Origin of the sequence: Plantibacter sp. ME-Dv--P-095 (genome assembly GCF_030209365.1) — a bacterium.
Taxonomy (GTDB): Bacteria; Actinomycetota; Actinomycetes; order Actinomycetales; family Microbacteriaceae; genus Plantibacter.
In genome coordinates this window covers 253274-278315 of sequence record NZ_JARVSB010000006.1, presented here as the reverse complement: position 1 = coordinate 278315, position 25042 = coordinate 253274, and the positions used below count along the sequence as shown (strand labels likewise).

The window sequence follows — 25042 nt, the reverse complement described above, 5'->3', positions numbered from 1 at the left end:
CGCTCAGGCTTCGTCGAGCACCGCGATGATCGACTCCTGCAGGTAGCCGAGCCAGGAGTAGATGGCGAGCATGAGCTGCGGGTCCTGCTCGTCGTCCGTCTCGGGCGTCGGCGGCTCGAAGCCCTCGGCGTCGTCCTCCTCGATCCCGAGCCGGGCGGCGATGGTGAGTCGGGTGTCGTTGAGGAACCGCAACCACGTCCACGCCGTCTCGCCCTCGAGCGTGACCGCTGCGCCGTCCTCGGCTCCGGTCGATGCGCCGGACACCGAGGGGTCACCGTCGTCCGTCGTGAGCGCGGCCAGCACGGTCCGGGCGGCGTCCACCTTCCCGCCGACGAGGTCGTCGGCGGTGAAGCGACGGAACTCGGCGGCCGCCTCCGGGTCGTCGCGGTAGCCCTCCGGCACCAGACGGGCCATCGCGGGGTCGAGTTCGACGGCGTTCGCGAGACCGGCACGGGTCGCGTCCTCGAGCATCTCGACGAGCTGCCCGGCCAGCTGGCCGAGGATCGAGGTCTCCTGCTCGTCGAGCCGCAGCACGACGGGCCCGGCCGGGGGCCGGACGAAGGCGCTCACGCGTCGGCCTTCGCGAGGGAGGCCCAGAGCCCGTAGCCGTGCATGGCCTCGACGTGGCGCTCCATCTCCTCGCGGTTGCCGGTCGCGACGACGGCGCGGCCCTCGTGGTGCACGGCGAGCATGAGTCGTTCGGCCTCCTCGTGCGTGTAGCCGAAGTAGCTGCGGAACACGAGCGAGACGTAGGACATGAGGTTCACCGGATCGTTCCACACGATGGTGACCCACGGTTGCATGGTGAGGGTCGCCTCGTCGACGATCGGCTGGTCGAGGATCTGCGCCATCCTCCAAGCCTCCCACGATGCGTGCGGCTGTGCCTCCCCGCGGGCGACCGATTCAGGCGGTGGCGGGGGTGCCGGCGCGCGGCTGGCGCAGTGGCAGGGTCACGGTGAACGTGGAGCCACGGCCCGGACGGCTCGACACGGTGATCCACCCGTGATGCGCCTCGGTGATGGACTTCACGATCGACAGGCCGAGGCCCACACCCGGCTGCGCCTCGTCGCGGACCTCCCTGGCCCGGAAGAAGCGGTCGAAGAGCTGGCGTTGGTCGTCCGGCGAGATGCCGATGCCGGTGTCCGCGACGGTGACGGTCGAGGTGTCGTCGTCCGCGGAGACGGTCAGCACGACGCGCCCACCCCGCGGGGTGTACTTCACCGCGTTCGAGAGCAGGTTGTCGAGGACCTGTCGCAGCCTCGACCCGTCGCCCTCCAGTTCGACGTGCGGTGGGACCTCGGCGCGGACGGCGACCCCGGCCTCCGAGGCGCGCGGCAGGATCGCGGCCACGCTCTCCCTGGCGATGTCGCCCAGGTCGGTGAGCGCGATGCGCACCCGCATCTCCGCGTCACCGGCCGCGAGGAGGTCGCCGATGATCGCGTACAGCTGCTCGGCGTTGCGCTGGATCGTCGCGACCTCGCGCTCGAGGCCGAGTCCCTTGAGGTCGTGCCCCTCGGTGAGGAGGTCGAGGTAGCCGATGATCGAGGTCAGCGGGGTGCGGAGCTCGTGGGAGACGTCGATGAGGAACGCCTCCCGCAACGCGACCGCGTTGGCGAGGTCGGTGACGTCGTGACCGACGGTGATCGTCCCGATGAAGGTGCCGTCCTCGGTGTGCACCTGTCGCGCGTTCCCGATGATGGCGCGCTGGTCGCCCGGTTCCCCCACCCAGTAGAGCTCGCCGCGGAAGCTCTCCCCGCGCAGCGCCCGGTTGATGACCTGCTGTTCGGGCCGGAGCTTCGTCGTCCGATCCGCCCCGTACACGTGGACGCCCGACCGGGTCTTCGGGTCGAACCCCGCCAGCGCGGCCTGTTCGTACGTCGCCTGGTTGCGGAGCGCGGCCGAACCGTCGGGGCGGAAGAAGACCACCGCGGCGTCGACGGACTCCGAGACCGTCGTCGCGACCGCCGCCGCCTCGGTCGCCGCGGCGAGCGCGATCCGGGCGCGTCCCTCATGGGCACGGAGCTGCCGGGCAGCCAGATGCACCGTGACGGTCATGATGAGGACGAGCGCCGGCAGGATGCACAGCGCACCCCAGCCGCCGGGCGTCGTCGGCCAGGATCCGGCACGCGCGACGGGGACGAGGGAGACGAAGATCGCCCCGAACACCGGTACGGGCAGGGCGGAGACCCCGAACCCGCCGGCCAGCCAGAGGACGGGGATCACCAGCAGGAGACCGGACGTCGGCAGGTTCGGCAGGGTGTCGCGGAAGAACGCCACGGCGAGCATGTCGATGGTCGGCACGAGCACGAGCAGGCCGCGGAGGGCGCCCGCCGGCGGCACGGCGAAGAGCAGGGAGGTCGCTGCGGCCGTGAGGGAGAGCCCGATGAGGAAGTCGGGTGCCAGGAGCGTCCACGTCGAGGTCAGGCCGATGTAGACCCCGAGCATCACGATCGAGGTGATGAACGCGAACTGCGCGCCGGCGAAGAGGTGGTTCGTCCGGGGCAGGGGCGCGGCGGCCGCAGCGGGGACGGTGATGCCGACGGCCGGCGTCGCGGAAGGACGGGCGGCATCCGGCCGAGCAGCAGCCGGCTGCGAAGGCTGCGGCCGAGCGGGGCCCGGCCGCGCTGCATGCGCCTGAACGGGACGTGGCTGGGCGCCGGCACGTTCGCGGAACCGTGGGTCCTGGGGCTGACGCTGGGCCATGGCTGCTCTCCGGAGTGGACGAGCGGGGCACCGGGATCGGGCCGCTCACTTCGGAACCCTACCGGGTACGGGGACACGCCCGACAATCCCCGGTCCGCGGCCGTTCAGGCCGGGCGGGGGTCCGGCCGCTTCGGTGGGTAGACCCAGGTCACCATCACGACGGAGATCATCATGAGCAGGAACCACGACACGAGCTTCGTGAGCGGCACGAGCTGCCACCCGTCCTCCTGGTTCGGGTAGAGCCAGGCACCGGTGACGGTACCGATGTTCTCGGCGATCCAGATGAAGCCGGCGACGAGGAGGAAGGCGAGCAGCACGGGCATCCGGTACGTCTGCCGGAAGACCCGGAAGTGCATGATCGTCCGGGCGAACACGACGAGGACGGCCGCGAGCAGCACCCACCGCAGGTCGACGACGTAGTGCTGGCTGAAGAAGTTGACGTAGATGCCCGCGGCGATCAGGGTGGTCAGCCAGACGCTCGGGTAGCGGTCGAACCGGAGGTCGAACAGCCGGTACACGCGCACCAGGTACGAGCCGACCGCCGCGTACATGAACCCCGTGTACAGCGGGACGGCACCGAGATGGAGGACCCCGCCGCCGTCGTACTCCCAGGACCCGACACCCGTCTTGAAGAGCTCCATGCCCGTCCCGACGAGGTGGAACAGGACGATCACCCACAGCTCGCGGCCGGTCTCCAGCCGGGTGGCGATCATGACCACCTGGATCACGACGGCGGCGACGACGAGAGCATCGTTCCGTGCGAGCCAGACGTCGTCCGGGTACCAGAGCCGGGCGGCGACGATGACGAGGAGCATCGCGGCACCGAAGACGCACGCCCAGGCCTGCTTCGCGCCGAACACGAGGAACTCGACGAGCCGTGCACGCGCGCCGCCGCCGGGGGCGTCCCGCAGGAGCCGGTTCGCGCGGTCGTCGATCCACCGCTCGACCGCGGTGAGTTCGTGCCGGCCCGTCCGACGGGAACCGCGACCAGCTGCGTCTGCTGGCGTGGGCGGCTCGGACATCGGGCCAGCATACGGGCCCGGCCCGCACCCGGGCTGGGACCCGGGACGCCCCCGACGCGGGGCCCGGCGGCGACTGCTTAGGGTGGGTGCATGCCTCGACACCGGACGATCAGGATCGCCGCCGCTGCACTGGTCGCCACGGCCGCTGTCGCCGGCCTCACCGGGTGCGGGGACGTGGACGCGGGTTCGGCCGCCGCCAGCGCATTCGAGGAACTCCTCGACGGCGTCCCCGACGTGGTCGACGTGGACGCGAGCGGCAGCAACGACCTCCCCTGGAGCGGAACGGCGTCCGCATCGGTCCTCATCGACGACGCCGTCACCGCCGACCACCTGGGCGAGATCGTGGACCGCATCGGCGGCTTCCTCAGCGAGCAGTCGAAGCGGAGCGGCGGGGCCACCTGGGAGGGCGTCGACGTCTCCGTCCGCGGATTCACCGTCGCCGTCCTCGACCGGCGCGAGGACAACGCGACCCAGCTGGAGCTGCTCGCATCGCTCGAGGCCGAAGGCGTCCCGGGCGGTGAGCTGCACCTCTTCCCGGTCGGAGCCGACGGCGGACGCGCCTCGTCGCTCACCCTGGAGGCGCGACCCGGCGAGGACTTCCTCGACGCCTACGACCTGGCCGGCGAGACGGCCGAGGCGACCCCCGCCTACGCCGACGCGGTCCTCACCGGTCGAAGCGACGACGGCGACCCGATCGGGTCCGGCGCGGACGATGCGACGAACGCGACCCCTGAGTCCTCAGAGCAGGGCGAGGCCGCTCGCTTCTCCATCTCCTCCGGTGACGACGACGACCCGACCGCCAGCGGGGATCCGAGCGGGAGTCGAGCCGCCTACTTGGCCGTCGCCGAACAGTTCGAGGTGATCGGGGCGGCTCTGACCCCGGGCACCCTCGACCTCCGGATCGCGAACGTCGACGACGTCGCCGCTGCGACCGCGCTCGCGACGGGGTCGCTGCCGACGGACGTCTCAGTGGAGATCCAGGGCGGCATCGTCACCTGGGACGACGGTGTCCAGTCGGCGGAGATGCTGCCGGTCGTCCAGGCCGTCGGTGCCGTGCCCGGCGTCACCGCCATCGACGCGTCGAGCGACAGCCTCCGACTCACCGTGTCCGACCCGGCGGCAGGACGTGCCGCGCTCGACGCCCTCGACACCCTGCCGGCGGCGTCGGTCGTCGCGTCGCTCCGGATCGACGGGCCCGTCGCAGCCGGCACCCCGGACACCTTCGCGGTGGGCGGCTCGCGTGCCGAAGCGGCCGCCCAGTTCGCCCTGGTCGAGCAGGGACTCGCTTCGGGCTCGCTGGTCTCCTTCGAGGGCAGTGCCGACCGCCTGCAGCTCGAGTTCCGGAACGGCGACGACGCGATGCTCGGGGCGGCGATCGGGCTCGTCAAGGCCGGCGTCGCACCGGGGACGTGGACGAGCATCGAGATCGAGGGCGAACCGGGGACGTGGTGGTTCGACGCCGCGGACTCCGTCACGATCGACGCGTCCGCATACAGCGACGAGACCCCGGAGGAGACCGCGAACCGGGAGCGCATCGAGCGACTCTGGAACGCCGCCTGACGCGAACGCTCCGAGCTCAGGCGGTGGTGCCGCCCGTCGCCCGGGGGTGCGAGATCGTCACCGTGAACTTCTGGTTCCGCGCGAGCCGCGTGGTCGGGCCGACGAGCCGTTCGAGCGCCGCCCGGTAACCGAGGTGCGAGTTCCACACGACGGCGAGGGTGCCGCCTGGTCGCAGCACGCGAGCGGCCTCGGCGAACAGCTCGTGGGCGACGCCGGTGTGGACGGTGGTCCCGCTGTGGAACGGCGGGTTCAGGACGATGAGGTCGGCTGACGTGTCCGGTTGCATCGACAGGCCGTCGTCGCGGACGACCGTGATGCGCTCGGCCAACCGGCGATCCGCGTCGTCGTTGGCGGCGATGGTCGCGGTGGTCGACGTGACCGCGGCGGCCGACTGGTCGGTCGCGATGACCGCGAGCTCGGGCCTCGCGATGGCGAGCGACACGGCGAGGACGCCCGTGCCGCAGCCGAGGTCGATGGCCGTCCGGGCCGCCGGTGCGATGTCCGGCAGCAGCTCGAGCAGGAACCGGGTGCCGATGTCGAGCTTCGTGCCGGCGAACGCGGTGCCGGTGGCGGCGATGGTCAGGCCGATGTCGGCGTGGTGCTCGGTGCGCACCGTCGTCGCGGTCGTGGTGTCGGCAGGCCGGCCCTCGGCGTCAGCGGCGACCACCGGTCCGCTCGCTCGGAGCACCCGCGACTTCTGGCGGGCCAGGCTCGCGGCGACCGTCGAGAAGCTCCGCCCCAGGACGTCGTTCATCGCGGGCGTCAGGTGCTTCACCCGCCCGCCGGCCAGGAGACGCACATCGGCCGTGCTCCAGCGGGCCACGGCGGCGGCGATCTCGTGCAGCGCTTCGAGGTGTTTCGGAAGCTGGAGGAGGACGAGCGATGCGCCGGTGAACAGCTCCTCGCCGAGCGGCAGGTTGCGGAAACCGCCGTCACTGCCGAGCCGTTCGGCGTTCGCCGCGAGGGCGCGCTCACCGACCGCGGCGTCCTGGTGGACCCGGACGTCCGTCGCTCCGAGGAGGGCGATCGCGCCGAGCGTCAGCGCACCGTGGGTGTCGCCGACGACGACGATCTCACCGGCGACGGGGACCCGCCCGTCGAGGGCTGCGGCCGCTTCGTCGAGCAGCAACCGGTCGGTCGCATCGACGGCGAAGAGGTTCGGTGCCTCGTGATCGGGGAACCGGCGCAGTGCGTCGAAGGAGAACTCGGGCATCCCCTCAGCGTACCGGCGGGTCGTCGGCGGGGCTCGACGGGCTCAACGGCGGCGCGACCGCTTCCCGGGCTGCTTCGCCTTCGCGGGTTTCTCCGCCTTCACGGCACGGAGGACGGCGGGGAAGATGAGGACGCCGAGGCCGGCGGAGACGATCAGGTTCACACCCGTCGCGATGGCGATCCCCTGGCCGAAGGCCCGCACGGTCTCGACACCGGTGGCGTCCTCGGCCCGGATGGAGGCGATCGCTCCGAACACGACGAGGAGGCTGATGACGGCGAAGACGAGCTGCAGCGGCACCGTCGCCCACATGCCCCAGTGCGTCACGGCTCCGGCGCGGCGCACGCCGTGGCTGCGCAGGATCCGCAGGCTGAGGGCGATACCGCCGAGGAAGGCGACGACGCCGAGGGCGACGTAGCCCCACACCCACGCGCCGAACGGCGGCGTCAGGAAGAGCAGGATGAACCCGAACGCGCGGGAGAAGCCGTCGACCCACTCCGCCTCGCCGGCGCCGAAGAGGACGCCGAACAGGATCGGCGCGCCGATCACGACGAGGGTGACGAGCGGAAGGACCCCGGCGATGACGCCGAAGTACATGAGCGGATAGGCCGAGAGTCCCGTCAGCCGCGCGCCGCGACGCCGGCGTGCGGTCGCCGGAGCGGTCTGTGCCGGGTCCGGCTTCGTCACCACGGGCTGCGCGCTCATGCCCCAACCCTACGCGGCGTGCGCGTCCGGCCGGGGTGGTCGTCGGACTACTCGGAGAGCGACGGCCGCCAGACGACGACCTCGGTGCGCCGACGCGTGCGGGTGCCGCTCCGCATCGGCACGACGCTGCCCTCCATGCCGGCGGCGAACACCCGGTTCCCCGGGGACCGCAGCAGGGCGTTGGCGAGGGCGTGCTCCAGCTCGCGCACCCGACCCTGGAGCGAGGTGACCTCGTTCTCCAGGGTCAGGATGCGGGAGATGCCCTCCAGGCTGACGCCCTCGGCGCTCAGCCGGGAGACCTCCCGGAGCTGGGCGATGTCGCGCATCGAATACCGGCGCGACTTGCCGGCCGTTCTCGTGGGTGACACGAGGCCGAGCCGGTCGTACTGCCGGAGGGTCTGCGGGTGCATGCCGGCGAGCTCAGCAGCCATCGCGATCGCGAAGACCGGCGAGTTCTCGTCCATGCGCCCAATCCCTTCCGGTGGTGCCTAGCCCCGCGCGCGGGCGATGAGCTCGTCGCGGGGGTTGTCCTTCGGTTCCAGCTCGTGGAACCGTTCGAGTGCTTCCTTCGCCTCGCCGCCGAGGTGGGCGGGGACGACGATCTGCACGACGGCGAGCAGGTCACCCGTGCCCTTCGTCGTCGCGACGCCCCGACCCTTGACGCGGAGCACGCGTCCGCTCGGCGTACCGGGCGCGACCCGCAGCTTGACGGGCTCACCGCCGAGCGTCGGAACCTCGATCGTCGCGCCGAGCGCGGCCTCCACGAAGGTGACCGGCACGGTGACGCGCAGGTTCAGGCCGTCGCGTTCGAACACGGGATGCTTGCGGACACTCACGGTGACCACGATATCGCCGGCCTCGCCGCCGTCCGGACTCGGCTGCCCCTTGCCGCGCAGTCGGATCTTCTGGCCGTCGGACACCCCTGCCGGGATCTTCACCTTGATGGTGCGTCCCTCGGAGGTCTGCAGGGAGATGGTGTCTCCCTGGGTGGCCGTGATGAAGTCGATCGTCGTGTGCGCGGTGATGTCGCGTCCGGGCGTCGGTCCGCCGTAGCCGCGGAACCCGCCGCTCGTCTGGCCGAAGCCACCCTGGCCGAACATGCCGCCCAGGATGTCCTCGTAGCCCGGAGGGGCCTGCTGGTAGCTGTAGCTCTGGCGTCCGCCACCGCCACCGCCCCCACCGAACATCGATCCGAAGACGTCCTCGAAGCCGCCCTGACCGCCACCGGCGCCCGGAGCGGTGAAGCGTGCTCCACCGCCCATCGCGCGCACGGCGTCGTACTCCTTGCGCTGCTCGGGGTCGCCGAGCACGGAGTGGGCCTCGCTGATCTCCTTGAACTTCGCCTCGGCCTTCGCATCGCCCGGGTTGGAGTCCGGGTGATACTGCCTGGCGAGCTTCCGGTAGACCTTCTTCAGCTCCGCCGGCGTCACGTCCTTCGAGACGCCGAGGACCTTGTAGAAGTCCTTGTCGAACCAGTCTTGACTCGCCATGGCTAGCTCGCCGGGACCGCGACGACCACCTTCGCGGCGCGCAGCAGCGTGGAGCCCAGGGTGTATCCGGTCTCCACGACGTCGAGGACGGTCTCGCCCTCGGCGCCCGGGGTGGGCTGCTGGAAGATGGCCTCGTGCACGTTGGGGTCGAAGGTCTCCCCGACCGTACCGAAGGGCTTCAGACCGAGTCGCTCGGCGGAGCTGCGCAGCTTCGCCGCGATCTGCGCGAACGGGGAGTCGCCCTCGAGGTCGCCGTGCTTCTGGGCACGGTCGAGGTCGTCGAGCACCGGCAGCAGGACCTTCGCGACCTCGCCGGTGGTGCGCTCGCGCTCCACCTCGCGGCCGGACTCGGTGCGCTTGCGGTAGTTCGCGTACTCGGCCGTGACGCGCTGCAGGTCACCGAGGCGTTCTGCGGCGAGCTGCTCGGCGGGCGAGAGGTCGCCTGCCTGCACGGGCTCCTCGGGAGCGGCGTTGAGGATGTCCTCGACGGTCAGCTCGTCCTCGGCACCCGACGCGGCGGCGTCGGCGGATTCGGCAGGTGCGCCCGAGGGGGCCGACGCGTCGGCGTCAGCCCCCTCGGTGCCAGGCTGACGAACCTCGCCGGTCTCCGGGTCGATCCGACGCTTGTCGCGAATGATGGGATCGTCCTGGTTCTGGTTCTGGTTCTCGTCAGTCATGGTTACTTCTTGTCCTTGTCGTCTTCGTCCTCGACGACCTCGGCGTCGACGACGTCCTCATCGGAGGTCGCCTCCTCAGCCGGGGCCTCGGTTCCTGCGGCGGACTCGGAGGCCTGCGCCTGGGCGTAGATGGCCTCACCGAGCTTGACCTGGCTCTCGTTGAGCTTGTCGAACGCGGTCTTCACCGCGTCCTCGTCCTCACCGGCGAGCGCGCTCTTCAGGGCGTCGACATCGCCCTGGACGTCGGTCTTGACGTCCTCGGGGAGCTTGTCGTCGTTCTCCTTGATGAGCTTGTCGATCGAGTAGGCGAGCTGCTCGGCGCTGTTGCGGACCTCGGCCTGCTCGCGGCGGGCCTTGTCGTCCGCAGCGTGCTCCTCGGCCTCGCGGACCATGCGCTCGATGTCCTCCTTGCCGAGGGACGAGCCACCGGTGATGGTCATCGACTGCTCCTTGCCGGTGCCCTTGTCCTTCGCGGACACGTGCACGATGCCGTTGGCGTCGATGTCGAAGGTGACCTCGACCTGCGGCACACCGCGCGGAGCCGGAGCGATACCGGTCAGCTCGAAGGTGCCGAGGTTCTTGTTGTCGCGGGTGAACTCGCGCTCGCCCTGGAAGACCTGGATCGCGACGGACGGCTGGTTGTCGTCGGCCGTGGTGAAGGTCTCGCTCCGCTTGGTGGGGATCGCGGTGTTGCGCTCGATGAGCTTCGTCATGATGCCACCCTTGGTCTCGATACCGAGCGACAGGGGGGTGACGTCGATGAGCAGCACGTCCTTGCGCTCACCCTTCAGCACGCCGGCCTGGAGGGCTGCGCCGACGGCGACGACCTCGTCAGGGTTGACGCCCTTGTTGGGCTCCTGACCACCGGTGAGCTTCTTGACGAGCTCCGCGACGGCGGGCATGCGGGTCGATCCACCGACGAGCACGACGTGCGCGATGTCGGAGACCTTCACGCCGGCCTCGGCGATGACGTCGTTGAACGGCTTGCGGGTGCGCTCGAGGAGGTCGTTGGTGAGCTCCTCGAACTTCGCACGGCTGAGCGTCTCGTCGAGGTTCGCCGGGCCGTTCTCCGTGAGGGAGAGGTACGGGAGCTGGATCGAGGTCGACATCGAGGAGCTGAGCTCCTTCTTCGCCTGCTCGGCAGCTTCCTTGAGGCGCTGCTTCGCGATCTTGTCGCCCGAGACGTCGACACCGGTCGAGTCCTTGAAGCGCTTGATCAGGTAGTCGACGACGCGCTGGTCCCAGTCGTCGCCACCGAGGCGGTTGTCGCCGGAGGTGGAACGCACCTGGATGGTGGAGAAGTCGTCGTCCTTGCCCACTTCGAGCAGCGAGACGTCGAAGGTACCGCCACCGAGGTCGAAGACGAGGATGAGCTCGTCCTCCTTGCCGCGGTCGAGGCCGTACGCGAGGGCGGCGGCGGTCGGCTCGTTGATGATGCGGAGCACGTTGAGGCCTGCGACCTCACCGGCCTCCTTCGTGGCCTGACGCTCGGCGTCGTTGAAGTAGGCGGGGACGGTGATGACCGCGTCGGTCACGGTGTCGCCCAGGTACTGCTCGGCGTCGCGCTTGAGCTTGGCCAGGATGCGGGCCGACAGCTCCTGCGGGGTGTACTTCTTGCCGTCGACGTCGAACTTCCAGTCGGTGCCCATGTGGCGCTTGACGCTCGCGATGGTGCGGTCGACGTTGGTGACGGCCTGGCGCTTCGCGGTCTCGCCGACGAGCACCTCGCCGTCCTTCGTGAATGCGACGACGGAGGGGGTGGTGCGGAAGCCCTCGGCGTTGGCGATGACGGTGGGTTCTCCACCTTCGAGGACGGCGACCACCGAGTTGGTGGTACCGAGGTCGATGCCTACTGCACGTGCCATGTGTTGGTTCTCCTTGTGTTGACTGCCGGTTCAGAACTCGTCGACCCGGACGGCATGCTTGCCGCTTCCGGCCGACTCGACGAGCTCGGCACCGAGCTGATTGGATGGGTGTTGCCGATGATGCACGAGACTTGAGCCCCGATGACTCAATGTTAGCGAAGGCCCGTTTCGTCGTCAAGAAAGTTGAGTCCTGCTGGCTCAACTCCCAGCGGATGGCCAGGGTGCCCTTCGACAGGCTCAGGGACCGCCCTTCGACAGGCGGGGACCGGGGCCGGAGACGCCGACAGGCCCAGGGCCGGAGGTCCGGTCCCTGAGCCTGTCGAAGGGCTGATCCCTACGCTGCGTCCGCCAACACCGCGGTCTGCTCGGTGACGACGATCGCCCCGTCGGCCGCGCCGACGTGGATGCGGGAGCCCGCAGCGACCCCACCGGCGACGACGAGTTCGGCGATCCGGTCGTCGACCTCGCGCTGGATCAGGCGCCGCAGCGGACGGGCTCCGTACTCCGGCTCGTACCCGAGCTCGGCGAGGAGCGCGAGTGCCGCAGGCGTCGTCTCGAGGGACGCCCCGCGAGCGGCGAGGCGCTCGCTGGTGCGGCCGAGCATGAGCCCGACGATCTCCTGCAGTTGCGCCTGGTCGAGCTTCCGGAACAGGACGATCTCGTCGATCCGGTTCAGGAACTCGGGCCGCATCGCCTCACGCAGCTTGCCCATGACCCGGGCACGGAGCGCCTCCTCCGAGCCGAAGCCCGTCGGGTCGTCCGCACCGCCGGCGACGAACCCCATCGCTCCCGACCGGGAGGCGAGGAACTCGGAACCGAGGTTCGAGGTCATGACGACGACCGCGTTGCGGAAGTCGATCGTCCGACCCTGGCCGTCGGTGAGGCGTCCGTCGTCGAGCACCTGCAGGAGCAGGTTGAAGACGTCCGGGTGGGCCTTCTCGATCTCGTCGAACAGCACGATCGAGTACGGGTTGCGTCGCACGCGCTCGGTGAGCTGGCCGGCCTCGTCGAAGCCGACGTACCCGGGAGGGGCGCCGACGAGTCGCGAGACCGTATGGCGTTCGCCGAACTCGCTCATGTCGAAGCGGATCACCGAGGTGTCGTCGGCGAACAGGGATCCGGCGAGCGCCTTGGCGAGTTCCGTCTTCCCCACGCCGGTCGGGCCGAGGAAGAGGAAGCTGCCGACGGGGCGGTTCGCGTCGCCCATGCCGGTCCGGTTGCGGCGCACGGCCTTCGAGACCGCGGCGACCGCGTCGTGCTGACCGATGACGCGCGCGTGGAGTTCGTCCTCGAGGCCGGCGAGGCGTTCCCGCTCGCCCTCGGTCAGGCGGTTGACGGGGATGCCGGTCGCGCGGGAGACGACGCCGGCGATCTGCGTCTCGTCGACCACGGCCGCGCTGTCCGTCCGGGCGCCGGGGCCGTTGGACGCGGCGTCGAGCTTGGCCTGCACCGCGGTGATCTCGTCGCGGACGCGCGAGGCCTCCTCGTAGTGCTCGGCCGAGACCGCGGCGTTCTTCGAAGCCTCGAGGGTCGCGAGCTCCTCGACCAGGGCACTGACGTCCACCGTCGTGCCGAGCCGCAGCCGCAACCTGGCGCCGGCCTGGTCGATGAGGTCGATGGCCTTGTCCGGCAGGACGCGGTCGGGCAGGTAGCGGGCTGAGAGCTCCACGGCGGCGCGGAGGGCGTCGTCGGTGAAGCGGACGTCGTGGTGCTCCTCGTACGCGGGACGGAGGCCGCCCAGGATGAGGACGGCGTCCTCGATGGAGGGCTCACCGACGCGCACGGGCTGGAACCGACGCTCGAGCGCGGGGTCCTTCTCGATGCCGCGGTACTCGCGGAGCGTGGTCGCTCCGATGAGGTGCAGCTCACCGCGCGCGAGACGTGGCTTCAGGATGTTGCCGGCGTCCATGCCGCCCTCGCCGGACCCGCCGGCGCCGACGACCGTGTGCACCTCGTCGATGAAGACGATGAGCTCGGAGCGGTTCGCCGCGATCTCGTCGAGGAGGCCGGTGAGGCGCTCCTCGAAGTCGCCGCGGTAGCGGGTTCCGGCGACCATGGCGGGCAGGTCGAGCGAGACGACGCGCTTACCGCGCAGCTGCTCGGGCACGCCGCCGTCGACGATCGCCTGCGCGAGGCCTTCGACGACGGCGGTCTTGCCGACGCCGGCCTCACCGACGAGCACCGGGTTGTTCTTGGTGCGGCGCGAGAGGATCTCGATGGTCTGCTCGATCTCGTCGGCACGGCCGATCACGGGGTCGAGCGAGCCGCCGGCCGCGAGGGCCGTGAGGTCGGTGCCGAAGCGGTCGAGCATCGGGGTGTCGGAATCGAGGTCGTCGGCGTCGTCGTCACTCCGGTCCTCGGTCGCGACGCCGGGGTCGCCGACGGTCTGGCGCATCCCCTGCGTGAGCGCGTCGGCCGTGACACCGGCGCGTGCGAGCACCTCACCGGAGGGCGAGTCCTGGTTGATGACGAGGGCGAAGAAGAGGTGCTCCGGGTCGACGTAGGTGGAGCCTGCGGCACGGGCGACCTGGTAGGCGTGGAACAGGGCCCGCTGCGCGGACGGCGTGATCGCCGGGTCCTTGACGCTCGGCGACGACGCCTGCGGGAGTCGCTGTTCGGCGGCGCGGGCGATGGTCCTGGGGTCGACGCCGAGGCGCGCGACGGCGTCCTTCGCGGGCTCCTCGCTGACGATGACGCGCAGGATGTGGAGCGCGTCGAGCTCGTTCTGGCCGCGTTCGAGTGCGAACCGGCCGGCGCGCTGCAGGATCTCCTGCGTCCGCGAGGTGAGGAAGCGGCTGAGGTCGATGGTGCGCGCCGAACGCGCCCGCTCGCCCTCGAGGTATCGGGCGAGGAAGTCGTCGAACGACGACGAACCGCCGTCTGCTGCTGCGCCGCCCTGGGTGAAGTCTTCGGGCACGTGAACCTCCTGGATTCAAACTTGAGTGTCGTACGCTCAAGTCCAACGCGGGACCGTCCCGGCTATTCCCGGGCCCGATCCGCGTCCCAGTGAACCCCCAGCAATGGCGCGAAGGCCGTGCGCTACCGGCCGTTCACCGCGGAGCACTAGCCTCGGTGCATGAGCACGACACCCCCAGGTGGCACCGACGACACCGGCAAGCGGAGCGGCACCGGCGACGACACGCCACGCCTCGGATCCCGCCCCCGCAACTTCCCGCCCCCACCGCTCGTCGACCCGGACGCCGCGGCGGCCACCGTCGACCTCGACACCTCACAGGTCGCCGCCGTGAAGGCGCAGTCGGGCCGCAAGGGACGCATCTTCGCGTGGAGCCTCTGGGACTGGGGTTCCGCCTCCTTCAACGCCGTCGTCACCACCTTCGTATTCACCGTCTACCTGACGAGCGACGCCTTCGGTGACGAGGCCGCGGTGTCCGCCTCGCTCGGATGGGCGCTCGCCGCCGCCGGCCTGCTGATCGCGATCCTCGCGCCGGTCGTCGGCCAGCGCTCCGACTCGGCCGGCCGACGGAAGTTCTGGCTCGGCTTCAACACCTACGTCGTCGTCGCGATCACCGCGCTCCTGGTCTTCGTCGCCCCCGATCCGGACTTCCTCTGGCTGGGGCTTGTCCTCCTCGCGGTCGGCAACATCGTGTTCGAGTTCGCCGGCGTCAACTACAACGCGATGCTCGCGCAGGTCTCGACGCCGTCGTCCATCGGCAAGGTCTCGGGCCTCGGCTGGGGCATGGGGTACATCGGCGGCATCGTGTTGCTGCTCGTCGTGTACTTCGGCTTCATCTCCCCCGAGGTCGGCCTGTTCGGCGTGACGGGCGACGACGGCATGGACGTCCGGGTCGCGATGCTCGTCTCGGCCGCCTGGTTCGGGATCTTCGCCCTCCCGGTGCTGTTCGCGGTGCCCGAGTACCACGCACCCCAGGCCGTCGCCCGGCCGCACGTCGGGTTCTTCGCCTCCTACGGCGTCCTCGCGAAGAGCATCGCGGAGCTCTGGCGCGACAGCCGGCAGACGCTGTACTTCCTCCTCGCGAGCGCCGTGTTCCGCGACGGCCTCGCGGGCGTCTTCACCTTCGGTGGCGTCCTGGCCGCAGGCACCTTCGGCTTCTCGCCCGGCGAGGTCATCATCTTCGCCATCGCCGCCAACGTCGTCGCCGGCATCGCGACCATCACGATCGGTCTGCTCGACGACAAGGTCGGCCCGAAGCCGGTCATCGTCGCGTCGCTCATCGGCCTCGTGATCGCCGGCAGCGCGGTCTTCCTCCTGCACGAGGGCGGTGCGACGATCTTCTGGATCTTCGGGCTCATGCTCTGCCTCTTCGTCGGTCCGGCGCAGTCCGCGAGCCGCTCGTTCCTGGCACGCATCATCCCGGAGGGCCGCGAGGGCGAGGTCTTCGGCCTCTACGCCACGACCGGCCGCGCCGTCTCCTTCCTCGCACCGACCGCCTTCGCCCTGTTCGTCACCCTCGGCGGCGAACAGTTCTGGGGGATCCTCGGCATCGTGCTCGTGCTCCTGGTGGGCCTCGGACTCCTCCTCCCGGTCCACGCGAAGCAGGGCAGGCTCGCCGCCCGCCGGTGATCCAAGGCGGGCGACACCAGCCCGCCTCTTGATTTCGTAATTACGTTATTTGTACACTTGGGGCATGACGACCGTCGACCCTGGTGATCACGAGGCACGCCTCCGTCGGCTCGAGGCCGCGGTCTTCGGTGGCACGGCCGGCGACGATGAGGCCGCGGAGGACTCCGACGACGTCCTGCCGAAGGCCACCTCCGACGACACGTTCTGGGCGCTCCGCGGACTCGAACAACGCACCGCATCGCTCGAACACGGCGCTATCCTCTTCACCGGATCCGTCGTCGCGGGCGGGGCACCGGTCCAGTGGCAGTACGCCAGGGCGACCGACGACCTCCTCGCCCTCGGCGACGACGCCGGTTCCGCCGACGCCGCGGCATCCGTCCCGCTCGCGACGACCGCTGCGCGGCTCGCGGCCATCGGGTCGCCCGTACGCCTCCGGCTACTCCTCGCGGTCGCGAACGGCACGACGGCCCTCACCGAGCTCGGCGAGCTCGACGGCATCGGCACCACCGGCCAGATCTACCACCACGTCCGCGTGCTCACCGCGGCGGGGTGGCTGCAGGCAGCCGGACGAGGACGCGTCGCCGTCCCGGCCACGCGGCTGGTGCCGCTGCTCGTCGCCGTCGCCGCCATGGAATGACCACCGAACCACGGAGAGGACTCAGCATGACCACCACTGCACGCCGCACGTCCCGATCCAGACGGGTCTGGATCATCGCAGCGGCCAGCACGGCCGTCGCCCTCGCGATCGGCCTCGCCGTCCGGCCGGGCCCGTCCACCCTCCCGGCCGAAGCGACGGGTGACGCGGAGCTCGCGGCGACCGTCCGCGAGCTCGCCGGTTCGGACCACCGGGCCCTCCTGGCCGTCGTCGTCACCCCGGACGGCACCCGCACCACGACGATCGGCGCCCAGCCGGACACCCGGTTCGAGATCGGTTCGGTCAGCAAGGCCTTCACCGGGCTGCTGCTCGCCGACGCCATCGAGCGCGGCGAGGTCGCCCCGGACACCACGCTCGGCGAACTCCTCGAACTCGGCGACGCACCCGCCGCCGCCGTGACCCTCGAGCAGCTCGCGACCCACAGCTCCGGGCTGCCGCGGCTCCCGATCGACCTCTCCACCATCCTCTCCTCGAGCTGGTTCGCGCTCACGACGGCGAACCCCTACGGCGAAGACCTCGACCAGCTCCTCGAGCAGGCCCGGTCCGCTTCCCTGGACACCCCGAAGGGCACCTACTCCAACCTCGGCTTCGAGCTCCTCGGCGCCGCGCTCGGAGCGGCCGCCGGCACCAGCTACGCCCAACTGCTCGAGGAACGGATCACGGGTCCGATGGGGCTCGACTCGACGGCCCCCGTGGACGATGCGGCCGAGCTCGGCGATCGCGACCTCCTCGGTGAGACCGCCGGCGGACGGACCGCCGCCGCATGGACCGGCACGGCGATCGGGCCTGCCGGCGGCATCCGCTCGGACACCGAGGATCTCGCCCGCTTCGCGGAACGGCTGGCCGACGGCAGCGCACCGGGCATCGAGGCGCTCGCCCCGAAGTCGGCGTTCGGCGATCGTGAGATCGGATGGGCCTGGATCGTCGACCGCGAGGCCATCGACGGCGACGACCTCGTGTGGCACAACGGTGCTACGGGCGGGTTCGCGTCCTTCGTCGGCGTCGTCCCGGCGACCGGCACCACGGTCGTGCTCGTCTCGGCCACCCAGCAGTCGGTCGACGCCGCGGGCGTCGCCCTCCTCGAACAGATCGGAGCAGGACGATGATCGAGCTCCTCATCCCCGTGGTCGTGTCACTCGTCATCGCGTGGTTCGTCGCCCTCCAGGTCGTCCACGCGTGGTCGACGGGTCGGTGGGCCGCGACCGATCGCCATCGACTGGTCGTCGACGCGGTCGACAGCATCGCGATCCTCGCCCTCGTCCGTGCGCTCGCCTCGCCGGTCGGCGTCTGGTCGTGGGTGTGGGTGCTCGCGGTCGCGATCACCGGATTCGGGCTGGCCGGCGCAGCCCTGCGCTGGCGCTCACTCCCCTGGCACGCCCCCAAGCCGAAGCGCTCGCTCGACGAGCACGGGGCGACCGTCGAGACCGCCGGCGAGCCGCGCACCCGCCGTCAGCAGGTCACAGCGGGGATCTACGCGGCCGTGGGCATCGCGATCGTCGCCCTCTGCTGGTGAGCACGATGCGGGGCGGGCTCAAGCGCCAGGCGTCACGAGCCCCTTCCGCAGGGTGACGTTCCCGTACTTCCGGGTCTCACCGGTGCGGATGATGAGGAACGCCGTCGCAGCCTCGTCGTAGTAGGCGAAGCGGTCGACGAACCGCACCGCGTCCTCGGTCGTGCCGGCTGCGGCGATGAGTTCGCGCTGCACCTCGAGCACCGTCCCGTCGGCGCTCGTCATGAGGTCGAGCACCGGCTCGTCGTCGAGCGGGATGACCGTCCGCACCGCGCGCAGCACCTCCGGTGTGGACAGCGTCGGTAGGACGACGACGCGTGCGCCGAGCCGTGCCGCCGGGAAGTGCGCGTCCGCGATCACCACCGCGTCCGAATGTCCCATCGCGTCCAGGTGCAGCAGCAGCTCGCCGCTCAGCGTCGGATCGATCCCTGTCAACATGGTGACCTCCTCGTCGGTGTTTCGATCACGTCAGGCTGTCCGTCCACGGTCACGCCACGTCGTCCAGTCGGTACACCCGTGCGGCCGTCCCACCGAGCAGCATCGCCCGTTCGGCGGGTGAGAGCGTGCCGACCAGTTCGGTCAGCGCCGCCCAGACGGGCGCATACCCGCCACTCGTGAGGGTGATCGGCCAGTCGCCGCCGACCATGAGCCGATCGGGACCGAATCCGTCGAGTGCGACATCCCACGCCCGCCGGGCATCGTCGGCAGCGAACCGACGGCCGGCCGTACTGAGCCCCGACACCTTCGCGACGGTGTTCGGCAGCGCGGCGATCGCCGTCAGCTGCGCAGACCAGACGTCGAACCCCGCAGGGTCGGTCGGTGGTTTCGCGAGGTGGTCGACGACGATCGTCAGGTCCGTCACCGCTGCGGCGAGCGCCGTGGCGTCGCCGAGCAGCCGCGGGAAGGCATTGGGCACGTCGAGCACGAGGTCGCGCTCGGCGAGTAGCGCGGCCAGCCGACGCGCGTCCGGTGTGGACAACAGGCCGTCGCGCGGGTCGTCGTGGAGGAGCTGACGCACCCCGCGGAGCGCGCGTCGATCCGCCCAGTGGTCGAGCAGGCGCTCCGCGCGCGTGGCGTCGTCGATCGGCACCCAGCCCACGACGCCGACGATCCAGTCGTGCGCCTCGGCCGTGTCGAGCAGGAACTCCGTGTCGGCCTCCGTGTCGTCCGCCTGGACGAGGACCGCCGTGTCGACACCGGCCGCACGCAGCTCGGCCCCGGCCTCCTCCGCCGTGACGTCCCGACGCAGGACCTCGTCGGCGCCGTCGAGCCAGCGGTACCCGTCGGCGCGGTTCCACAGGTGCAGGTGCGCGTCGACCGTGCGCATCAGCCGAGGAGTCCGCTGGCCTGGAGCTCCGCCCAGAACGTCTCGGGGATGGGCGCCTCGAAGCGTTCGATGTTCTGCACCATCTGCTCGGGTCGGGAGGCGCCGACCGCGACCGTCCGCACGGCTGGATGCCGCAGCGGGAACTGGAGCGCTGCGGCGGGCAGCTCGACGTCGAACCGGCGACAGACCTCGGCGATGGCGACCGCGCGGTCGAAGACCTCGGAGGGGACGGCGCCGTACTCGTACCGACCGTCCGGATCCGGCACCGAGCGCGCGAGCAGCCCGGAGTTGAACACCGAGGCGGCCACCACCCCCACCCCGTGGTCGAGGCAGGCCGGGAGCACCTCCGCCGCGGCGGGCTGCTCGGCGAGCGTGAACCGGCCGGCGATCATGATGAGGTCGGTCAGCCCGGTGCGGACGGCGGCGAGGAGCGCCTCGACGTCCATCGAACCGATGCCGACTGCGCCGACGAGACCTTCGTCGCGCAGGGCGGCGAGCGCCGGGATGCCCTCCGCGATCCCGGACTCCGGGTCGTTGCGTTCCGGGTCGTGGAGGTAGAGCACGTCGACGTGGTCGATTCCCAGACGTTCGAGGGATTCGTCGAGGGAGCGACGTACGCCCGACTCGCTCGCGTCCCATTCGCGTCGCAGAGTCGCCGGGACGACGAAGTCGTTGTCGGTGTCGAGCGTGCCCGCACCGTCCGGGTTCGGCACGAGCAACCGGCCCACCTTGGTGGACAGCACGTACTCGTCGCGCGGCTTCGTGCGGAGGAAGGCGCCGAGTCGACGCTCGGACAGGCCGAGCCCGTAGTGCGGTGCGGTGTCGTAGAACCGGACCCCGTGCTCCCAGGCCGCGTCGAGGATCGCCCAGGCCTCGTCGTCACCGAGCTCCCGGTAGAGGTTGCCGAGGTTGGCGGCGCCGTAGGCGAGGCGGGGGACGAGCAGCTCAGGCATCGGCACCCAGGAACGTGAACTCGGCGATCGAGGTCGCGAGCATCTCGGATCCCCCACCGGGCGCGAGGGGGGCGCGGTACCGGCCGGCGACGATCTCCACCGGCTCGACGAAGTGCTCGTGGAGGTGGTCGACGAACTCGATCATGCGTCCATCCTCGCTGCCGGAGACGGCGATGAAGTCGAACATCGAGAGGTGTTGCACCGCTTCGCAGAGGCCGACGCCGCCGGCGTGCGGGCACACGGGGACGCCGAACTTCGCCGCCAGGAGGAGGATCGTGATGTTCTCGTTGACCCCGGCCACGCGGGTCGAGTCGATCTGGAGGACCTGGAGGGCGTCCGCCTGCAGGAACTGCTTGAACATGATGCGGTTGGCCATGTGCTCGCCGGTCGCGACCGGGATCGGGGCGACGCCGCGCGCGATGGCCGCGTGGCCGAGGATGTCGTCGGGGCTCGTCGGCTCCTCGATCCAGGCGATGTCGTACGGAGCGAGTCGCGCCATCCAGTCGATCGCCTCGGCGACGTCCCAGCGCTGGTTCGCGTCGACCGCGATGCGGATGTCGGGGCCGACGGCGTTCCGGGCGATGGCGAGGCGACGGACGTCGTCCTCCACGGCACCACCGACCTTGAGTTTCACCTGCGCGAAGCCGTCCGCGACGGCCTCCCGGCAGAGGCGGTCGAGCTTCTCGTCGGAGTATCCGAGCCACCCGGGCGTCGTCGTGTAGGCGGGGTAGCCGGCGGCGAGGAGGGCTTCCGTGCGGGCAGCGCGACCCGGTTCCGCGTCGCGGAGGATCTCGAGGGCGTCCTCGCGGGTGAGCACGTCGCTCAGGTAGCGGAAGTCGACGAGTTCGACGAGCTGCTCAGGTGTCATGGTGGACAGCAGCTGCCAGAGCGGCAGACCCGCACGTTTCGCCTTGAGGTCCCAGAGGGCGTTGACGACGGCGCCGATCGCCATGTGCATGACGCCCTTCTCCGGGCCGAGCCAGCGGAGCTGGGAATCGTAGACGAGCTCACGCCAGAAGGCACCCATGGTGTCGAGGATCGGCTCGACCTCGCGCCCGAGGAGGTGCTCGCGGAGGGCGTGGATGGCGGCGACCTCGACGTCGTTGCCGCGGCCGATCGTGAAGACGAAGCCGTGACCCTCATGCCCGTCGTCCGCGTCGGTGACGAGACGCAGGTACGCGGCCGAATAGTCGGGGTCCGGGTTCATGGCGTCTGAACCGTCGAGGGTGGTCGAGGTCGGGAAACGGACGTCATGCGTCTCGAATCCGATGATGCTACTCACGGCGGTGTGCTCCTTCGGCTGGTGCCCCCGAGCATAAACATCCGATGTCTGTGCTGTCAATGCTGGGATCAACCCGCGAATCCACCCCTGGCGACGACATCCTCGGGGTAGAGTTCAGACGTTATCGGCTAGGAGGCCGGGTCCCTCGCCTGCGGACACCCGGCGGAACCGGAAGGATCAGCATGCGCTTCGCCAGACTCGGCCCCGTGGACGAGGAGATCCCCGTCGTGTATTCAGGCGACACCGCCCACGACCTCCGATCGATCACCGCCGACGTTGACGGGGTGTTCCTCGCCGGCGGGGGTGTCGAACGGGCTCGCGCCGCACTCGAATCGGGCGCCCTTCCCGTGCTCGACGACGCGGCATCCCTCCGGATCGGTGCACCGATCGCGAGGCCGAGCGCCGTGGTCTGCATCGGGATGAACTACGCCGCGCACGCCGCCGAGTCGGGGTCGGCGCCGCCTGAGATCCCGATCATGTTCCTCAAGACGCCGAACACGGTCGTCGGCCCGAACGACGACGTCCGCATCCCCCGCGGCAGCACGAAGACCGACTGGGAGGTCGAGTTGGGCGTCGTCATCAGCGAGCGCACGTCCTACCTCGACAGCCCGGACGAGGCCCTCGGCCGCATCGCCGGCTTCGTCACCGCGAACGACGTGTCGGAGCGGGACTTCCAGATGGCGGTGAGCGGCGGGCAGTGGTCGAAGGGCAAGAGCGCCCCCGGATTCAACCCGACCGGCCCCTGGCTCGTGACCCCGGACGAGGTCGACGCGGGCTCGCTCCGCCTGCGGAGCTGGGTCAACGGCGAACCACGTCAGGACTCCACCACGGCCGACCTGATCTTCGACGTCGCGACCGTGATCTGGCACCTCAGCCAGTACCTGCAGCTCGAACCGGGCGACCTCGTCCTCACCGGCACGCCGGAGGGGGTCGCCCTGTCGGGTCGCTTCCCCTATCTCTCGGCCGGCGACGTGTGCGAGATCGAGATCGAGGGACTCGGCCGACAGCGGCAGCGCTTCGTCGAGCCGGTTCCCGGAGTCGCACCGGCGGCGAAGCCCGCGGAAGCCCTCGCAGCGATGGAGACGGGACGATGAGCGACTCGGAGACGGGCGTGTTCACCGGACTCGTGGCCGTCGTGACCGGCGGAGCCTCCGGCATCGGGGCGGCGATCGTGGACCGCTTGGCCGCGGACGGCGCGAAGGTGGCGATCCTCGACCTCAACCCCGCAGTGGACGGTGATTCCGAGAACCGACTCTCGGTGCGCACGAACGTCGCCGACGACGCCTCCGTGCGGGCGGCCGTCGACGCCGTCGTCGCCCGGTTCGGTCGCCTCGACATCGTCGTGAACAACGCCGGGATCGGCGCGCAGGGCAGCGTGGAGGACAACGACGACGAGGAGTGGCACCGCGTCTTCGACATCAACGTCGTCGGCATGGCCAGGGTCGCCCGGGCGGCACTCCCCCACCTGCGCGAGTCGCCCGCCGCATCGATCGTCAACACCGCGTCGATCGCGGCGACCGCCGGACTCCCGCAGCGCGCGCTCTACTCCGCGACGAAGGGTGCGGTCCTCTCGCTCACCCGGGCGATGGCCGCCGACCACCTGCGCGAGGGCGTGCGGGTGAACTGCGTCAACCCCGGCACGGCCGACACCCCGTGGGTCGGCCGCCTGCTCGACAGCGCCGCGGACCCGGCCGCCGAACGCGCGGCCCTCGAGGCGCGACAGCCGCACGGCCGTCTGGTCTCGGCGACCGAGGTCGCCGACGCCGTCGCCTACCTCGCGAGTCCGCGGTCCGGCTCCACGACCGGCACCTCGATCGCCGTCGACGGTGGCATGCAGGAGCTGCGCCTGCGTCCCCAGTAGCGCGAGCCGAGTCTCGATGCCTGCTTCACGGTTCACCATTCAGGAGCGTCCCGGCGCGTCTGCCGTGAGGCTACCGTTCCCGGGCCGACACGCCTGACTCGTCCTGAGTTGTGGACCGCTCAGACCGGACGGGTCGCGTGGTCCACAACTCAGGCGGGCGGATCCGCGACGTCGGGGCGCGGCCACGCCGCGACGAAACGTTCCAGGAAGGCGGCGAACTGCGCCGCCTCCTCGGGCGTGAAGTCCGCAAGAGCCGTGGTCACCGCTTCACGCCGGCCCCGATGCGCCTCCTGGAGGACCGCGCGACCGGCGGCGCTCAGCTGCACGACACTCCGTCGTCCGTCGTTCGGGTCGACCGCCCGGGCGACCTCGCCCCGCTTCGTCGCCTCGGCCACGAGTCGGCTCGCCCGCGGCTGGTCGACCCCGATCGCCTCCGCGAGCGCGCTGATACCCATGCCGCCGGACGCCCCATCGCGAGCAAGCGCGTCCAGCATCCGGAACCGGGCCGCCTGAGCGATCGCCTGCTCACGCGGATGACGGCCTCCCCCGCCGGCGGACCATGGCCCTCCGAGGCCGGGTCCGAAGCCCGGCCCACGACCGCGTCCGTGCTCGTCCCCGCCGCCGCCGTGGGCGTCGTGGTGATGGTCTCCTCCGTGCTCATCGTGATGACGATGCCCGGGGCCACCACGCCCGCCGCGTCCGCCGAAGCGACGACCCGACTGGTCCCTCCGGATCTGGACGAGCGCCTGCTCGATCAGCTCCACCGGGTCGGTTGCTGTGGGTTCACTGGGCTGCGCTTGACGATCGTCGGACATACATGTCATTATACATTTACATGTAACAGAGCATGCAAATAAGGAGACCACCCATGAACACCCCAATGACTTCCCCAGAGCAGTCCACCAGCCCGTCCGACGAGCGTCCGCTCGGCTTCTGGCTCCGCAGTGTCGACCATGCGATCAAGCACTCCATGCACGAGGTGCTCGCCGAAGCCGGCCTCGGTCGCCGAAGCTGGCGCACCCTCGAGCTCATCGCAGGCGGCGCGACGAGCGTCGACGAGATCGATGCGTCCTTCCCGCCGCACCGCCGTGGACCGCACGGCCCCGAACGATTCGCCCGACGCGGCGGGTTCGGCCCCGGTCGTGGCTTCGGCCGTCCTGAACACACCGCCGAGACGGCGACCGACACCGAGGCGGCCGAGCGTCCGAGCGATCACGAGCACGGCCACCCCGGCCGCGACCACACCTTCGGTCAAGGACGGCCCGGCGGTCCCGGCTTCGGACACGATCACCACTCCGGTGGCGCGCCGTTCGGCCGGGGCCACCACCGTGGGCACCGCGGGCCGCGTCGCTCGACCGCCGAGATCGTCATGGACTTCGCCGCGCGAGGCTGGGTCACCGTCGACACCGACGGCATCACCCTGACGGACACCGGACGCGAGGCGCACGACGCGCTCCGCACGAAGGTCGACGCGGTCCGCCAGACCGTCACCGACGCCGTCTCGCCCGAGGACCTCGCGACGACCCTCGCCAGCCTCAGCAGCATCGCCCGGGCCTTCGGCTGGGACGAGCGCACCGCACACGGGCGCGGCCCAGATGGTCGCTCCGGTCGCGGCCCGCGCGGCGACCGCTGACCGGTCGCCGGCGTCACCGGCCCATGCGTCCCGCACCGGACCACCA

Annotated in this window: 24 protein-coding genes; 8 read left to right on the top strand and 16 right to left on the bottom strand. The window is 70.8% G+C overall.

Annotation, left to right across the window (positions count from 1 at the left end; genetic code table 11):
* Window positions 1–3 precede the first annotated feature (3 nt).
* The 4 genes from QRN26_RS09700 to QRN26_RS09685 form a co-directional block, all read right to left on the bottom strand.
* A complete protein-coding gene (locus QRN26_RS09700; RefSeq protein ID WP_285036378.1) occupies window positions 4–570 on the bottom strand; it encodes a DUF2017 family protein in 567 nt (188 codons plus the stop codon).
* Entirely contained in the window at window positions 567–851 is a 285-nt protein-coding gene (clpS, locus tag QRN26_RS09695) for an ATP-dependent Clp protease adapter ClpS (protein ID WP_056009029.1), read from the bottom strand. Before clpS ends, QRN26_RS09700 begins: the two co-directional genes overlap by 4 nt.
* Window positions 852–903: 52 nt before the next feature.
* A complete protein-coding gene (locus QRN26_RS09690; RefSeq protein ID WP_056009031.1) occupies window positions 904–2703 on the bottom strand; it encodes a sensor histidine kinase in 1800 nt (599 codons plus the stop codon).
* A gap of 104 nt (window positions 2704–2807) precedes the next feature.
* Window positions 2808–3725, bottom strand: coding sequence for a DUF817 domain-containing protein (locus QRN26_RS09685; protein ID WP_285036377.1), 918 nt, complete (start codon window positions 3723–3725; stop codon window positions 2808–2810).
* Window positions 3726–3815: 90 nt separating this feature from the next.
* Here QRN26_RS09685 and QRN26_RS09680 point away from each other — a divergent pair, with 90 nt between their 5' ends.
* Complete coding sequence (locus QRN26_RS09680; RefSeq protein WP_285036376.1) at window positions 3816–5285, top strand: hypothetical protein; 1470 nt, start codon at window positions 3816–3818, stop codon at window positions 5283–5285.
* Between the two features lie 16 nt (window positions 5286–5301).
* Here QRN26_RS09680 and QRN26_RS09675 read toward each other — a convergent pair whose 3' ends face one another.
* From QRN26_RS09675 to QRN26_RS09645, 7 genes are all read right to left on the bottom strand, one after another.
* Window positions 5302–6498, bottom strand: coding sequence for a class I SAM-dependent methyltransferase (locus QRN26_RS09675; protein WP_056009036.1), 1197 nt, complete (start codon window positions 6496–6498; stop codon window positions 5302–5304).
* Window positions 6499–6540: 42 nt separating this feature from the next.
* Complete coding sequence (locus QRN26_RS09670; protein ID WP_285036375.1) at window positions 6541–7200, bottom strand: hypothetical protein; 660 nt, start codon at window positions 7198–7200, stop codon at window positions 6541–6543.
* Between the two features lie 47 nt (window positions 7201–7247).
* The gene (locus QRN26_RS09665) at window positions 7248–7664 is read right to left on the bottom strand and encodes a heat shock protein transcriptional repressor HspR (RefSeq protein ID WP_056009042.1); all 417 of its coding nucleotides are present in this window, start codon (window positions 7662–7664) and stop codon (window positions 7248–7250) included.
* A gap of 24 nt (window positions 7665–7688) precedes the next feature.
* Entirely contained in the window at window positions 7689–8690 is a 1002-nt protein-coding gene (locus QRN26_RS09660) for a DnaJ C-terminal domain-containing protein (protein WP_056779329.1), read from the bottom strand.
* Between the two features lie 2 nt (window positions 8691–8692).
* A complete protein-coding gene (locus QRN26_RS09655; protein ID WP_056779333.1) occupies window positions 8693–9367 on the bottom strand; it encodes a nucleotide exchange factor GrpE in 675 nt (224 codons plus the stop codon).
* A 2-nt stretch (window positions 9368–9369) separates the two neighbouring features.
* Window positions 9370–11232, bottom strand: coding sequence for a molecular chaperone DnaK (dnaK, locus tag QRN26_RS09650; protein ID WP_056009052.1), 1863 nt, complete (start codon window positions 11230–11232; stop codon window positions 9370–9372).
* A 334-nt stretch (window positions 11233–11566) separates the two neighbouring features.
* Entirely contained in the window at window positions 11567–14149 is a 2583-nt protein-coding gene (locus QRN26_RS09645) for an ATP-dependent Clp protease ATP-binding subunit (RefSeq protein ID WP_285036374.1), read from the bottom strand.
* A 159-nt stretch (window positions 14150–14308) separates the two neighbouring features.
* On the opposite strand from QRN26_RS09645, the gene QRN26_RS09640 reads away from it, so the two are divergent.
* The 4 genes from QRN26_RS09640 to QRN26_RS09625 all read left to right on the top strand — a co-directional run bounded on the left by QRN26_RS09640 (window position 14309) and on the right by QRN26_RS09625 (window position 17943).
* On the top strand, window positions 14309–15775 hold the full coding sequence (locus QRN26_RS09640) for an MFS transporter (protein ID WP_082455938.1): 1467 nt from the start codon (window positions 14309–14311) through the stop codon (window positions 15773–15775).
* Window positions 15776–15839: 64 nt separating this feature from the next.
* Window positions 15840–16412: a helix-turn-helix domain-containing protein gene (locus QRN26_RS09635; RefSeq protein WP_056779339.1), complete on the top strand. Its 573-nt coding sequence runs from the start codon at window positions 15840–15842 to the stop codon at window positions 16410–16412.
* 26 nt (window positions 16413–16438) lie between these two features.
* Window positions 16439–17536: a serine hydrolase domain-containing protein gene (locus QRN26_RS09630; RefSeq protein ID WP_285036373.1), complete on the top strand. Its 1098-nt coding sequence runs from the start codon at window positions 16439–16441 to the stop codon at window positions 17534–17536.
* The gene (locus QRN26_RS09625; protein ID WP_056779342.1) at window positions 17533–17943 is read left to right on the top strand and encodes a hypothetical protein; all 411 of its coding nucleotides are present in this window, start codon (window positions 17533–17535) and stop codon (window positions 17941–17943) included. The genes QRN26_RS09630 and QRN26_RS09625 overlap by 4 nt, the downstream gene beginning before the upstream one ends.
* 18 nt (window positions 17944–17961) lie before the next feature.
* On the opposite strand, the gene QRN26_RS09620 is transcribed toward QRN26_RS09625, so the two are convergent.
* The 4 genes from QRN26_RS09620 to QRN26_RS09605 are packed head-to-tail and all read right to left on the bottom strand — an operon-like array spanning window position 17962 to window position 21502.
* Complete coding sequence (locus QRN26_RS09620) at window positions 17962–18378, bottom strand: RbsD/FucU family protein (RefSeq protein ID WP_056009064.1); 417 nt, start codon at window positions 18376–18378, stop codon at window positions 17962–17964.
* A 49-nt stretch (window positions 18379–18427) separates the two neighbouring features.
* Window positions 18428–19267 carry an amidohydrolase family protein gene (locus QRN26_RS09615; RefSeq protein ID WP_056009066.1) on the bottom strand — a complete coding sequence of 280 codons (840 nt, stop codon included), beginning with the start codon at window positions 19265–19267 and terminating at the stop codon, window positions 18428–18430.
* Window positions 19267–20220, bottom strand: coding sequence for an aldo/keto reductase (locus QRN26_RS09610; protein ID WP_285036372.1), 954 nt, complete (start codon window positions 20218–20220; stop codon window positions 19267–19269). The genes QRN26_RS09615 and QRN26_RS09610 overlap by 1 nt, the downstream gene beginning before the upstream one ends.
* Complete coding sequence (locus tag QRN26_RS09605; RefSeq protein WP_285036371.1) at window positions 20213–21502, bottom strand: L-fuconate dehydratase; 1290 nt, start codon at window positions 21500–21502, stop codon at window positions 20213–20215. Before QRN26_RS09605 ends, QRN26_RS09610 begins: the two co-directional genes overlap by 8 nt.
* A gap of 182 nt (window positions 21503–21684) precedes the next feature.
* On the opposite strand from QRN26_RS09605, the gene QRN26_RS09600 reads away from it, so the two are divergent.
* Window positions 21685–22596 carry a fumarylacetoacetate hydrolase family protein gene (locus tag QRN26_RS09600; RefSeq protein WP_285036370.1) on the top strand — a complete coding sequence of 304 codons (912 nt, stop codon included), beginning with the start codon at window positions 21685–21687 and terminating at the stop codon, window positions 22594–22596.
* The gene (locus QRN26_RS09595) at window positions 22593–23363 is read left to right on the top strand and encodes an SDR family NAD(P)-dependent oxidoreductase (RefSeq protein ID WP_285036369.1); all 771 of its coding nucleotides are present in this window, start codon (window positions 22593–22595) and stop codon (window positions 23361–23363) included. Before QRN26_RS09600 ends, QRN26_RS09595 begins: the two co-directional genes overlap by 4 nt.
* 149 nt (window positions 23364–23512) lie before the next feature.
* On the opposite strand, the gene QRN26_RS09590 is transcribed toward QRN26_RS09595, so the two are convergent.
* Window positions 23513–24178 carry a MarR family winged helix-turn-helix transcriptional regulator gene (locus QRN26_RS09590; RefSeq protein WP_235522584.1) on the bottom strand — a complete coding sequence of 222 codons (666 nt, stop codon included), beginning with the start codon at window positions 24176–24178 and terminating at the stop codon, window positions 23513–23515.
* Between the two features lie 53 nt (window positions 24179–24231).
* On the opposite strand from QRN26_RS09590, the gene QRN26_RS09585 reads away from it, so the two are divergent.
* Window positions 24232–24996, top strand: a complete 765-nt coding sequence (locus tag QRN26_RS09585; protein WP_285036368.1) for a winged helix DNA-binding protein — start codon at window positions 24232–24234, stop codon at window positions 24994–24996.
* Window positions 24997–25042 lie beyond the last annotated feature (46 nt).

Excerpts from the sequence above, each read along its gene's own strand:
- clpS (WP_056009029.1), bottom strand. The coding sequence starts at position 851 with ATGGCGCAGATCCTCGACCAGCCGATCGTCGACGAGGCGACCCTCACC.
- QRN26_RS09690 (WP_056009031.1), bottom strand. The coding sequence starts at position 2,703 with ATGGCCCAGCGTCAGCCCCAGGACCCACGGTTCCGCGAACGTGCCGGC.
- QRN26_RS09685 (WP_285036377.1), bottom strand. The coding sequence starts at position 3,725 with ATGTCCGAGCCGCCCACGCCAGCAGACGCAGCTGGTCGCGGTTCCCGT.
- QRN26_RS09680 (WP_285036376.1), top strand. The coding sequence starts at position 3,816 with ATGCCTCGACACCGGACGATCAGGATCGCCGCCGCTGCACTGGTCGCC.
- QRN26_RS09675 (WP_056009036.1), bottom strand. The coding sequence starts at position 6,498 with ATGCCCGAGTTCTCCTTCGACGCACTGCGCCGGTTCCCCGATCACGAG.
- QRN26_RS09670 (WP_285036375.1), bottom strand. The coding sequence starts at position 7,200 with ATGAGCGCGCAGCCCGTGGTGACGAAGCCGGACCCGGCACAGACCGCT.
- QRN26_RS09665 (WP_056009042.1), bottom strand. The coding sequence starts at position 7,664 with ATGGACGAGAACTCGCCGGTCTTCGCGATCGCGATGGCTGCTGAGCTC.
- QRN26_RS09660 (WP_056779329.1), bottom strand. The coding sequence starts at position 8,690 with ATGGCGAGTCAAGACTGGTTCGACAAGGACTTCTACAAGGTCCTCGGC.
- QRN26_RS09655 (WP_056779333.1), bottom strand. The coding sequence starts at position 9,367 with ATGACTGACGAGAACCAGAACCAGAACCAGGACGATCCCATCATTCGC.
- dnaK (WP_056009052.1), bottom strand. The coding sequence starts at position 11,232 with ATGGCACGTGCAGTAGGCATCGACCTCGGTACCACCAACTCGGTGGTC.
- QRN26_RS09640 (WP_082455938.1), top strand. The coding sequence starts at position 14,309 with ATGAGCACGACACCCCCAGGTGGCACCGACGACACCGGCAAGCGGAGC.
- QRN26_RS09635 (WP_056779339.1), top strand. The coding sequence starts at position 15,840 with ATGACGACCGTCGACCCTGGTGATCACGAGGCACGCCTCCGTCGGCTC.
- QRN26_RS09630 (WP_285036373.1), top strand. The coding sequence starts at position 16,439 with ATGACCACCACTGCACGCCGCACGTCCCGATCCAGACGGGTCTGGATC.
- QRN26_RS09625 (WP_056779342.1), top strand. The coding sequence starts at position 17,533 with ATGATCGAGCTCCTCATCCCCGTGGTCGTGTCACTCGTCATCGCGTGG.
- QRN26_RS09620 (WP_056009064.1), bottom strand. The coding sequence starts at position 18,378 with ATGTTGACAGGGATCGATCCGACGCTGAGCGGCGAGCTGCTGCTGCAC.
- QRN26_RS09615 (WP_056009066.1), bottom strand. The coding sequence starts at position 19,267 with ATGCGCACGGTCGACGCGCACCTGCACCTGTGGAACCGCGCCGACGGG.
- QRN26_RS09610 (WP_285036372.1), bottom strand. The coding sequence starts at position 20,220 with ATGCCTGAGCTGCTCGTCCCCCGCCTCGCCTACGGCGCCGCCAACCTC.
- QRN26_RS09600 (WP_285036370.1), top strand. The coding sequence starts at position 21,685 with ATGCGCTTCGCCAGACTCGGCCCCGTGGACGAGGAGATCCCCGTCGTG.
- QRN26_RS09595 (WP_285036369.1), top strand. The coding sequence starts at position 22,593 with ATGAGCGACTCGGAGACGGGCGTGTTCACCGGACTCGTGGCCGTCGTG.
- QRN26_RS09590 (WP_235522584.1), bottom strand. The coding sequence starts at position 24,178 with ATGTCCGACGATCGTCAAGCGCAGCCCAGTGAACCCACAGCAACCGAC.
- QRN26_RS09585 (WP_285036368.1), top strand. The coding sequence starts at position 24,232 with ATGAACACCCCAATGACTTCCCCAGAGCAGTCCACCAGCCCGTCCGAC.